We start from the raw sequence: 11,601 nt of genomic DNA on the forward strand, positions 1-11,601 counted from the left end.
ATCATGCAAATACTCTTACGCGCCACCAAAATTGTGGACCCGAACTCTGAACACAACGGAAAAGTATTAGACATTCTGATAACCGATGGAGTAATTACAACCATTGGCAAAGACCTTGATCCTGAAGGAATTGAAGAGATCATCGAAGGAGATGACCTTCATGTTTCAACGGGATGGATTGACCTCTACGCCACGTTTGGCGATCCAGGCAGAGAATACAAGGAAGACATTGATTCTGGATTGAATGCTGCCGCACAAGGTGGATTTACAGGAGTCGCCATTTCTCCTGAGGCATTGCCTGCGGTTGATGACAAATCGGCCATTCGTTACCTTTTGAATAAGGCTGCCGGACACGCGGTGAACGCATTACCAATTGGAGCCGTGACCAAAGGGCTGAAAGGTGAAGAACTGGCAGAAATGTTTGATATGCAAACTTCTGGAGCAGTTGCCGTGAGCAACGGAAAACACTCCATCGGCAATTCAAAACTTCAGAATCTTGCTTTTCTCTACGGACGAAATTTGGATCTGACCATGTACAGTTTTTGTCAGGATGCGAAATTGGCTGCAGGCGGGCAAATGCACGAAGGCATTGCTAACACAAGCATCGGAATGATGGGAATTCCTGCATTAGCAGAAGAGTTGATGGTAACGCGAGACATCTATTTGGCTGAATATGCGAACGTGCCTGTTCACTTTTCGCACATCACAACCAAAGGTTCGGTCAGTCTTATTCGGCAAGCAAAAGCGAAAGGATTGAAGGTAACGGCTAGCGTTCCTGCGCACCATTTAGCCATACGCGATGATTCCACGGCAGATTTTAACTCGAACTACAAAGTTGTCCCTCCGTTCCGCGATCAAGAGCACATTGATGCGCTGAAAGCAGGTTTGAAAGATGGAACGCTGGATGCCATCATTTCCGACCATGAACCGCACGAGATCGAAGCGAAATTCTCTGAATTCAGCAAAGCAGAACCAGGAATCATTGCCCTTGAAACTGCATTTTCTGTTGTGCTCGAAGCGCTTTCGGGAACAATGGATCTAGAAGCCATCATCGAACGCTTCACTTCTGGCCCAAGGAAAGTGCTGAATTTGAAATCACCAACTATCAATGAAGGTAGCGTGGCCGAACTGACCGTTTTCACCCCTTCTCTAAAATGGGTTTACGAGAAGAAAGACATTAAAAGTCTCTCCAAGAATTCGCCACTTATCGGCAAAGAACTGACCGGACTTCCTGTTGCCATTATCAATAACGGGCAATTGTACCTGAACAGTTAACAAGATAAGGTGTTTCGATTGAGTACCTTTGCGCCCAATTTCAGAAAATGACTGACTTAGACATACAACTTGATAGCATTGAATCTGCTATTCAAGACATTAAAGACGGAAAGATCGTTATTGTTGTTGACGATGCAGACCGCGAAAACGAAGGAGATTTTGTAGCTGCCGCACGTTCGGTCACCCCCGAAATGATCAATTTCATGGCAACCCATGGGCGCGGATTGATCTGTGCCCCGTTGGTGGAAGATCGCTGCGTAGAACTTGGACTAGAACTGATGGTTCAGAACAACAATGCAGCTTACGAAACGCCATTCACAGTTTCAGTTGACCTTATCGGTCATGGTTGTACCACAGGTATTTCTGCCAGCGACCGTGCTCAGACTGTAAAAGCACTCATCAACCCAGAAACTCGCCCGGAAGAATTAGGAAAACCTGGGCATATCTTTCCATTGAAAGCCAAAAAAGGTGGCGTACTGCGTAGAGCTGGACACACGGAAGCGTCCATCGACCTTGCGCGTTTGGCAGGTTTTGAGGCTGCTGGCGTTATTGTGGAGATCATGAACGAAGACGGCACCATGGCGCGTCTTCCTCAATTGGTTGAGATTGCAAAGAAATTCAATCTCAAACTCGTTTCTATTAAAGATCTGATTGAATATCGTGTGAAGCATGAATCACTGATCGAACGTCAGATCGGAGTAGAAATGCCGACCGAATGGGGTGATTTCAAACTTGTAGCGTACAGACAGACCACCAACGATCAGATGCACCTTGCATTGGTAAAAGGAACGTGGGAAGATGACGAGGCAATTCTTGTTCGTGTTCATTCCTCTTGTGTTACAGGCGATATTTTCGGTTCATGCCGATGTGATTGCGGTCCGCAACTGCATGCTGCCATGAAAATGGTGGAAGAAGCTGGAAAAGGTGTTGTGGTTTACATGAATCAAGAAGGACGCGGAATCGGACTTCTGAACAAACTCAAAGCCTACGAATTGCAAGAAAAAGGAATGGACACCGTGGAAGCCAACCTTGCTCTCGGATTTGAAATGGATCAGCGTGATTACGGAATTGGAGCGCAGATACTTCGCGATCTTGGTGTGACCAAGATGAAATTGATGAGCAACAATCCGAAAAAGCGCACCGGATTGCTCGGTTACGGTCTGGAAATTGTCGATTCTGTTGCGATTGAGATAGAAGCAAATGACCATAATCGCTTTTATCTACAGACCAAACGCGATAAAATGGGGCATTCAATAAAGGTTGAAAAGTAGCTGAAAGCCCTATAAACAAAGGGATACAGAACAATTTTAACGAATCGTTAAATTGGGTTGTATTTCCAAACCCAAGGGTATATATTTGCCACCGCTTTAAAAAAGGCAATTAGACTCGATAGCTCAGCTGGTAGAGCATAACACTTTTAATGTTAGGGTCCTGGGTTCGAGCCCCAGTCGGGTCACTTTCTAAACTCCTTTGCTTATTGGCATAGGAGTTTTTTTTTGACCAACTTTTGTGGTCCACCAAAAAAAAGCGTCATAGAAATGTCATTCAATAAAGTTAGGATGCAATGAAATTTCTTTTTCTAACATCGAACTTTATATTTGTGGGAATTCCGTAGAACAAACTAATAGATATGCGTAGCCAAAGCCTTGATTTTCTGAGAACATATTTGAACAATGCTTCACCAACCGGATTCGAATCTTCGGGTCAACAGATCTGGCTAGACTATCTCCGACCCTACATCGATGAGTTTTACACCGATGTATATGGCTCAGTGGTCGGCATCATCAATCCAAAGGCTGAATACAAAGTAGTTATTGAGGCGCACGCTGATGAAATTTCGTGGTTTGTGAACTACATCTCTAAGGAAGGTTTGATCTACGTTCGCAGAAATGGTGGTTCTGATCATCAGATAGCACCTTCTATGCGTGTGAACATCCACACCAAGAAAGGAATCGTAAAAGGCGTTTTTGGATGGCCAGCCATTCACGTTAGAAACCCGCAGAAAGAAGAATCGCCAAGCCTTTCCAACATATTCATTGACACAGGTTGCAACTCAAAAGAAGAAGTTGAGGAGAAAGGAATTCATGTTGGTTCGGTCGTCACGTTTGTGGATGAAATGACGATGCTAAATGACCGATACATCGTTGGTCGTGCGTTAGATAACCGTGTAGGCGGCTTCATCATTGCTGAAGTAGCAAGATTACTGAAAGAGAAAAAGAAGAAACTACCGTTTGGTCTCTACATCGTTAATGCCGTTCAAGAAGAGATCGGATTACGCGGTGCTGAAATGATCTCTCGCAGAATAAAGCCTGATGTGGCCATCATTACGGATGTGTGCCACGACACGCAAACTCCAATGTATGAGAAGAAATCCCAAGGCGACCTTACCGCAGGAAAAGGCCCCGTTTTGACTTACGGACCAGCTGTTCAGAACAACTTGCTGAACATGATCATCGATACCGCAGAGAATAAGAAAATCCCGTTCCAGCGTGCTGCTGCTACGCGTGCCACTGGTACAGATACTGATGCGTTTGCATACTCTGGCGAAGGAGTTGCTTCTGCTCTGATTTCTCTTCCTTTGAAATACATGCACACAACAGTTGAATCGGTACATAAGGATGACGTGGACAACGTGATCAAATTGATTTACGAAACGCTACTACAATTAGAGAGCGGACACGATTTCAGATATACCATGAAGTAGCCTAAACAGGCTAACTTGCGCCCTGCATGTCCAACGTGGAGAGAACAGGGAAATCATTTTCGGTGGAAGCTCAACTTCTTGAGCTTGAACGACTTCAATCGACAGGCAATTCCATCTATTCGGATGGGATATTTCCATCTCAGCGTTATCATCCTTTCCTTCCGTACAAGCGGGAAGACGATAATCTGTTTTTCACTGCTTCCATTGTTCATTTACTGCAAGGTGCTGAAAGCGCGCTTTCTGAATCGGAAAGAAACATTACCGACAGGATAATAACAGCCGCGAAAGCTAATTTTCAGCTTTTCAAGAACAAAGATGGGCTGGATACTTACAATTTCTGGCAGACCAAACCAAGCAGGCATTTTCCGAACGGTGTGTTGATGCATCGTTATCGGCATTTTCAGATCCCGGATGATGTAGATGACACAGCTTTGGTTTTCTTAACCGAAAATGCCGACAAAAGTCGCGTTTCGCAGCTACGGGAGAAACTGAAACAGCATGCGAATCTGGCGTACAAAAAGGCTTACAATCCGTTACCAAAATATCGGAACTTAAAATGTTACTCTACTTTTTTTGGGAAGGAGATGTACATCGAGTTTGATATCTGTGTGCTCAGTAACTTGATGCGAGTGATCCTAAAGCACTTCAGTGAACCTGAACTGAACGAATATGATCGAGATACGCTTCAATTCATTTTAGAAGTAATATCGAATGACGAGCACAGTTCGCTTCCCTTCTACTCTGCTCCGAATTATCCGACTACGGAATTGATTCTCTATCATGTTTCTCGATTGATACCAATGCTTCCAGAACAATACAGGTTGAGATTGGAAGCGAAGGTTAAAGCAGATATTCTGCAGAGAATTGCTACCGCGACTGGAATGAATCGCATTCTGCTAGAAAACGCAGCCATGAAACTTGGGATGGAAATTCCAGCAGCAAAGACAAGCATCGAAGATGCGTTGAATGATCATGGTTTCTTTTTCTTCCATGCCGGAATGATCACCGCTTTTGAAAACGCAATAGCGCAAAAACTGGCTGACAATCCGATGTTCCACCTCCGTTATACAAGTAAGGCCCTAAATAGGGCCTTACTAATAGAAAATTCTGTACTTAATCGAAGTCTTACGGCTTGATCACTTCGATCAATTTCACATCGAAGATCAACACTGAATTCGGTTCAATTCCACCGCGTGGATTTCCTTGTTCGCCATAGGCCAAGTTTGAAGGAATGAAAAGTTTGTATTCAGCACCTGGCTTCATCAATTGCATAGCTTCAGTCCAACCAGGAATAACGCTTCTTACATAAAAGGTAACTGGCTCATTTCTCTCGTACGAGCTGTCGAAAACCTCTCCGTTCAGCAATTTTCCAGTGTAATGAACCATTACCTGATCTGCCAAGGTTGGAGCTGTTCCTTCTCCTTCTTTCAATACAATGTATTGAAGTCCACTTTCAGTTGTCACAACTCCTGCTTTTCCTTGATTTTCGCCTAAGAAAGCTTGGCCAGCAGCCAAATTCTTACCTGCCATTTCATCTTGCTTCTTTTGCAAAAAGGCAGAAATGATCTTTTGCGAATCTTCTTTACTGAATCGGGCACTATCATTCATGTAGGCATTTCTAAATCCAGCAATGATTAACTCTGCATTAAGCATGCTGTCCATTTCCTGTGCTTTGACGCCATTTTTAATGTCCAACCCGACATCGGTACCAATAGCGAAGCTGATTGAGTCTTCGAAGGTTGTAAGCTTTACATCCTTATCTGAGTTTTGAGTGTTGCAAGCGCTCATGAAAGCAGCAACAGCAAGTAATCCAATCCAATTTTTCATATCAATTAACGGTTATAAGTTCAACTTCAAAAATCAATGTGGCAAACGGAGGAATGCTTCCTCCAGCGCCATTTTCGCCATAGGCCAAATTATAAGGAATGAAAAGTTCCCATTTATCGCCCTCTTTCATCATTGGCAAAGCTTCTTGCCATCCTGCAATTACGCCATTGACAGGAAACGTAGCTGGGGAATTTCTGTTCACAGAACTATCGAAAACGGTTCCGTCAATCAATTTTCCGTGGTAATGCGTGGTTACCTGATCGGTTGGTTTTGGAGATTTTCCAGAACCAGATTGCATGACACGATATTGCAACCCGCTGGCAGTAACATTCACTTCATCACGCTTGGCGTTCTCTTCCAAAAACTTCAAACCTTCTTCCAATACTGGACCATGTTTTTCGGCCTGTATTTTGGCCATTGCATTCTTCAACGTATCATTTACTTCTGGCACAGAAAGCTTCAATTCACTTCTTGTGTAATGATCTTCCAAGGCATCGCGAAAAGCTCCATAATCGAAGTCTTCGAATCCTGTTTCCTGAAGGTTTTTAGCTATGTTCAGCCCTAGCGCGTAACCCAACCGCTCTTTTTCTGATATCATTCTTTGATTTTTAACCCAAAGTTGAAGGTAAATTCAACTTTTCCTAAGAGGCTGCAATATTACTTTCTTTTAAGTGAATCACCGAAGGTTATGTGATTTCCGTTTAGCAAATTCCCTGATTTAGCCGCGCACATGCGTTCAACGCAAATTCTGCCGATCGGTAGGTCGGAATTGAACCGAAATCGATTTTGAACTCAGCCCAACTGACGAAGAGAATAGACCAAGCCAACAATCATTAATATCTGAAGTCCGAACAATGCAGTTCCTAAGGCAATTCCCTTTGCACTGACGTTGAGCAACGGCTTTACCCTAATTCCGATTCCGATTGCAGCCATAGCTAAAGCAAGTGCAAAATCTCCTGCTGCAGCTAATCCTTTCATAAATGAATCTGGAAAAAAGCCCGTTTGTGCTACGTAAACGGCAGCAGCAAATGCCAGTATGAACCAAGGGAATCTGCCAACGACTTCCGATTTTTTGCGCCCAATGAAATACATGACGACCAACAATGGAATCAGCAAAAACACGCGACCCATTTTTACTACCATGGCCCATGATCCTATCGTGTCTCCCATGGAAAACGAGGAAGCAGCCACATGACCAATAGCCTGTAAGGTTCCACCGATCAAAACTCCGGTCTCAAAATCCGAGAAGCAAAGCAAATAAGAAAGACCTGGAAGAAGAGCTAATCCGATAACCCCAAGTAGATTGATAACTCCAAGCGATAATCCGATATCCTTTTCATCAGACTTCAAGAAGGGTGCTATTGCTGCAATGGCAGCCGAACCGCAAATGGCATTGCCAACTCCAAGAAGTATGCTCAGTTTCTTATCGACCTTAAAAAGTCTACCCAAGAGAATAGAAAGAAAAAGCACCATCGTAACTACCACAACCAATGAAATCATCAATTCAACTCGTAGTTCGGAAAGGTGTTTCCCATCAAATCCAAAACCGATAAGCACGATTGCCAGTTCCAGAATCGTTTTCTCTACGAACTTCAAGCCTGAATTCAGTACACGCGTATTAAGTCCTAAGTTGCCAATTACCGCTCCGAGAATGAGCGCCATCAATATTGCACCGACCGAAGAAACAACGGTTGAAGCAATCACGGCCATCACCGCAATCGCTAAAGACGCAAGCAATCCAGGAATCTTTGTTTTGAAATTCTGCATCTAAGAAGCGTCAAATCTAGTAGAACTGAATTGTCAATCGAGGTTGATTACGTGAGTAATTCTATAACTTTCCCACATGAATGCATTCAGCGTAGATCTGGAAGATTGGTATCAGGGAATTGAACTTCCATTCAGTTCGTGGAACCAACACACGGAGCGAATTAGAAAAGGTTTGGACCCTTTATTAGCGCTTTTGGACAAGCACAACACCAAAGGCACGTTTTTCACTTTGGGTTGGATAGGTGAAAAATATCCAGAACTCATTAAACAGATAACAGATGCTGGCCACGAAATGGCCTCGCACGGCTACTCGCACGAGAAGGTTTATGACCTGAGTCCAGAAGCTTTCCGCGAAGAAATAAGAAGGACCAAAAAGGTTCTAGAGGATATTTCAGGAACTGAAGTGGTCGCCTATCGCGCACCGTTCTTTTCGGTCACCAACAAATCCTTGTGGGCTTTGGATATTCTTAAAGAAGAAGGCTACACCATAGATTGTTCGATTTCGCCCGTAAAAACATGGCGTTATGGCATTTCTACAACTCCAGATGAAATTTTTGTGATCAAGGAGAATGGAATGACAGAGTTTCCTGTTTCCACCTTCAAAATGCTCACGAAAAACCTCGGCATCGGTGGTGCGTATTTCCGTCTTTTCCCTTACATGCTTACTAGCAACGGACTGAAGCAGCGAGCAAAGGACGGGAAGGCTAACATGTTCTACATTCATCCGTGGGAATACGACCCACATCATCCTGTGGTGGAAATGGAACGAAAAGCGAAAATCACGCATTACACACGTTTAAGTAAAACCATTCCGTTTACCGATAAACTGCTCGGCCAGTTTGAATTTGACACGGTAAGCAACGTTGTGAAAGCGTACAAATCGAAAAGAGAGATCAATGAGTATAGCATTGAGATTCTCAAGGATTGAACCCGAACAGCAAGCGCTGCTGCTTCAGGAAATTCGACATATTCTGACGGAAGTCGGAGCGCACAACGTTGAAATTTACAACCAGACATATTGGGATTGGCAATACAAACAGCTTCCAACTGGTAAGAGCTACGTTTATGCCGCTTGGGATGACAATCGCATCATTGGCTATTACCATGTTCCTGTTTATAGTTGCCGTGTTAACGGAGAATTGAAATTGATCGGCAACATTCAGGATGTGGCCGTAAACCCGAATTACCGTGGCGTTGGACTTTTTCGAAAACTCGCTGAATTTGCCAATGAAGACCTCGACAAGTCTGATGTTGATCTGATCTACACGTTTCCGAACGATAAAAGCATCCACACCTTTCTGAAGTACAATGATTTTGAAGTGGTAAGTTCTGTTCCTACTTACTTGCGACCGGTGCGTTCTTCGGGAATTATCCGAAGTAAGATCAATCTTTTGGGGCTCGAAAAGGTGATTGGATTTTTTGCAGATGCAACCATCAACCTATTCTCTAAAAACATCCGGATCAAGAATGCATTTGTGGAGAAAATCACGGAAGTGACTGACGAAGTTGAGGCGCTTTTCGAACAATACGCAGCTTCATTTCCTGCACATTTGATCAGAGACAAAGCCTGGCTAGATTGGCGATATCTTCGGTCTGCCCGTGGAAAACATCACATGCTGGCACTTCGCGAAGACGGAAAACTGTCAGCCGTTGTAGTAGTGAAAGAAGATGAAATGCTTGGAAATCCGTCCTTACTCATTATGGATTTTGCACATATCAACGGGAAAGAACAATCACTCACATATCTTATTGATCAAGTCAGGAAAGACCAATCATTAACGGGCGCGGCATACAATCTCATATTCGTTTCGGCCATTGCTCCGGCCCTTTCTTCGCTTAAAAAGATCGGCTTTGTTGCCATTCCAGAAAAAGTGAATCCGCGTGTATTGAACCTGTTAAGCAGAAGTTGCAGCAACTTAGATGCAAAACCAATTCAAACGAAAGACAACTGGTTGCTCACACTGGGCGATTGGGACGTTTTTTAGACTTTACTTCTTCCGAAGGACGTAGCCAATATTCACAGAAGAACTGCTCCAGCCAAAAAGCAGCTTATCGATTGAAATGAGCATGTCAGTTGCGCCTCCTAACCAAGAATCTTTTCTAGAAGGTCGGACTGCGAGTTTCTTCTTCTTTCCTCCAACAGCATTACCTGAATTTGGCTTCAGCAAGGATTGGATGATACTTGGATAATAGAATTCGAACGCGCTAGAAAAGTAGCTTGAAAGAGGTGCTTTTTGCATAATTTCAAATCCTGCAGCTTCAATCCATTGTTCAAATTCGGTCGGATCGATCAACTTCCAATGCCCATAACCATAAGCACCAATAGGAACATAGGTTCCGAAGCGTTGCAAAATCCGATTTATCGGGTCGTAAGTGAATGGAAAATGATTGGAAGGAAATGAAACAATGGCAGTGCCGTTTGGCGCTAGCACACGCGCCCATTCTTTCACCAATTGAACTGAATCGGGAACGTGCTCAATCACTTCCAAACAGACCAATAGTTCAAAACGATTGTCCTGATAGCTCAAGTTCATGGCGTCTTGAATTTCGTAGTTCACATTCGGAACATCAGCATTGAATTGCTTGGCAAAATCGAGGTCATCTTGGTTGATATCGCAAGAGATCAATCGTTTTACGTGCTGCGAAACCATGTGATCGTAGTCGCCCTCGCCTGTTCCAACATTCAGCGCTTCACCTTCACTCCGACCGAAAAGACCGAGTTGTTCATTCACAAACTTGAAACGCCTGCGAAACGTTGGAAAGAGCAGTTTATAGTTCAATGGTCAGTTTATTTTGATGCAATCTGCCACTTGCTTAGCCACTTTTCGCACCGCATCCGTTGACCCATCCAAACCATCGTAAGCCAATCCAACGGCCATTCTTCTGTATGGTCGCGTGTTGGGTTTGCCAAAAACACGGAAATCTGTTTGAGGAAATTTAGCTGCTTCATCCAAACCCGACACAAGCGGTTGATCTGGATTCGTATCACTCGCCAAAACAACTGCACTGGCAGCTACACGTTCCAAGGTGATTTCTGGAATAGTAAGTCCAAGCACAGCCCGTGCATGCAACTCGAATTCCGAAAAATTCTGCGAACCAGCCAACGTCACCATACCAGTATCATGTGGTCGTGGTGAAAGTTCAGAGAACCAGACCGTATCGCCCGAAATGAAGAACTCAACTCCCCAAATACCTGCACCAGTTAACGCTTCGGTAACCTTATCGGCCATATCCTGCGCTGTTTTCAATGCAGCATCACTTAGGGTAGCTGGTTGCCAACTTTCCTGATAATCTCCTCGTTCTTGTCGGTGCCCAATGGCGGGGCAGAACAAGGTTGGCCCATTCTTCTGCGTAACCGTTAATAGGGTGATTTCTGATTCAAATGGAATGAACTCTTCGACAATCACTTCCACCAGATCGCCCCGAGAGCCGGAAAGCGCATAATCCCACGCTTTTTGAATCTCCTCTTCCGTTCTAATGGATGATTGACCTTTTCCCGATGAAGACATCAACGGTTTTACTACACATGGAATGCCCACTTCAGCTACAGCCGCTTTCAATTCATCCGCAGAAGTTGCATAGCGATAATTGGCCGTTTTCAGATTGAGTTGTTTAGCCGCAAGATCGCGAATGGCTTTTCTGTTCATGGTGAAATTGGCTGCCTTTGCACTTGGAACCACCTGAATGCCTGTCTTTTCGTAATCGTAAAGTCGCTCTGTGCGAATGGCTTCAATTTCTGGAATAACAAGATCGGGCTGATGCTTAGCAACAATAGCATCCAACGCATTTCCATCCAACATATCAATCACCTCAAACTCGTGCGCAACCTGCATGGCCGGAGCGCCTTCGTAGCTATCAACCGCAATCACGTATTGCCCGTAACGCTGAAGTGCAATCACGAATTCCTTTCCTAATTCACCGCTTCCGAGTAAGAGTATCTTTTTACGCATCATTCAAATTTGACGCGAATATATGTACAGACGTCACGTAGGCGTCTAACTAATGCTGCTCACCACACTCAAGCTGTG

General features: G+C 44.1%; 11 protein-coding genes and 1 tRNA gene. 7 read left to right on the top strand and 5 right to left on the bottom strand.

All coding sequences use genetic code 11. The features are described from left to right. Nucleotides 1-3 precede the first annotated feature (3 nt). From K9J17_14535 to K9J17_14555, 5 genes are all read left to right on the top strand, one after another. Nucleotides 4-1,275 (top strand): dihydroorotase, encoded by a 1,272-nt coding sequence (locus tag K9J17_14535; protein MCF8277948.1) that lies wholly within the window; start codon nt 4-6, stop codon nt 1,273-1,275. A gap of 47 nt (nt 1,276-1,322) precedes the next feature. After that, nucleotides 1,323-2,546 (top strand): bifunctional 3,4-dihydroxy-2-butanone-4-phosphate synthase/GTP cyclohydrolase II, encoded by a 1,224-nt coding sequence (locus tag K9J17_14540; protein MCF8277949.1) that lies wholly within the window; start codon nt 1,323-1,325, stop codon nt 2,544-2,546. A 112-nt stretch (nt 2,547-2,658) separates the two neighbouring features. Next, nucleotides 2,659-2,731: transfer RNA gene (locus tag K9J17_14545), tRNA-Lys, on the top strand. Between the two features lie 174 nt (nt 2,732-2,905). After that, entirely contained in the window at nt 2,906-3,979 is a 1,074-nt protein-coding gene (locus K9J17_14550; protein ID MCF8277950.1) for a M42 family metallopeptidase, read from the top strand. Between the two features lie 26 nt (nt 3,980-4,005). Then, the gene (locus K9J17_14555; protein MCF8277951.1) at nt 4,006-5,115 is read left to right on the top strand and encodes a hypothetical protein; all 1,110 of its coding nucleotides are present in this window, start codon (nt 4,006-4,008) and stop codon (nt 5,113-5,115) included. On the opposite strand, the gene K9J17_14560 is transcribed toward K9J17_14555, so the two are convergent. From K9J17_14560 to K9J17_14570, 3 genes are all read right to left on the bottom strand, one after another. Further along, nucleotides 5,105-5,806: an FKBP-type peptidyl-prolyl cis-trans isomerase gene (locus K9J17_14560; protein ID MCF8277952.1), complete on the bottom strand. Its 702-nt coding sequence runs from the start codon at nt 5,804-5,806 to the stop codon at nt 5,105-5,107. The genes K9J17_14555 and K9J17_14560 overlap by 11 nt on opposite strands. A gap of 1 nt (nt 5,807) precedes the next feature. Further along, entirely contained in the window at nt 5,808-6,404 is a 597-nt protein-coding gene (locus K9J17_14565) for an FKBP-type peptidyl-prolyl cis-trans isomerase (protein ID MCF8277953.1), read from the bottom strand. A 194-nt stretch (nt 6,405-6,598) separates the two neighbouring features. Continuing rightward, nucleotides 6,599-7,573: a putative sulfate exporter family transporter gene (locus K9J17_14570; protein ID MCF8277954.1), complete on the bottom strand. Its 975-nt coding sequence runs from the start codon at nt 7,571-7,573 to the stop codon at nt 6,599-6,601. A gap of 76 nt (nt 7,574-7,649) precedes the next feature. Here K9J17_14570 and K9J17_14575 point away from each other — a divergent pair, with 76 nt between their 5' ends. Then, a complete protein-coding gene (locus K9J17_14575; GenBank protein ID MCF8277955.1) occupies nt 7,650-8,501 on the top strand; it encodes a polysaccharide deacetylase family protein in 852 nt (283 codons plus the stop codon). After that, on the top strand, nt 8,470-9,558 hold the full coding sequence (locus tag K9J17_14580; protein ID MCF8277956.1) for a GNAT family N-acetyltransferase: 1,089 nt from the start codon (nt 8,470-8,472) through the stop codon (nt 9,556-9,558). Before K9J17_14575 ends, K9J17_14580 begins: the two co-directional genes overlap by 32 nt. 3 nt (nt 9,559-9,561) lie before the next feature. Here the strand turns inward: K9J17_14580 and K9J17_14585 are convergent, their stop codons facing one another. Both K9J17_14585 and purT read right to left on the bottom strand, forming a co-directional pair. Beyond that, nucleotides 9,562-10,353: a methyltransferase domain-containing protein gene (locus K9J17_14585; GenBank protein MCF8277957.1), complete on the bottom strand. Its 792-nt coding sequence runs from the start codon at nt 10,351-10,353 to the stop codon at nt 9,562-9,564. Between the two features lie 3 nt (nt 10,354-10,356). Then, on the bottom strand, nt 10,357-11,523 hold the full coding sequence (gene purT, locus K9J17_14590; GenBank protein ID MCF8277958.1) for a formate-dependent phosphoribosylglycinamide formyltransferase: 1,167 nt from the start codon (nt 11,521-11,523) through the stop codon (nt 10,357-10,359). Nucleotides 11,524-11,601 lie beyond the last annotated feature (78 nt).

It is taken from the genome of Flavobacteriales bacterium, from assembly GCA_021739695.1.
Classification (GTDB): Bacteria; Bacteroidota; Bacteroidia; order UBA10329; family UBA10329; genus UBA10329.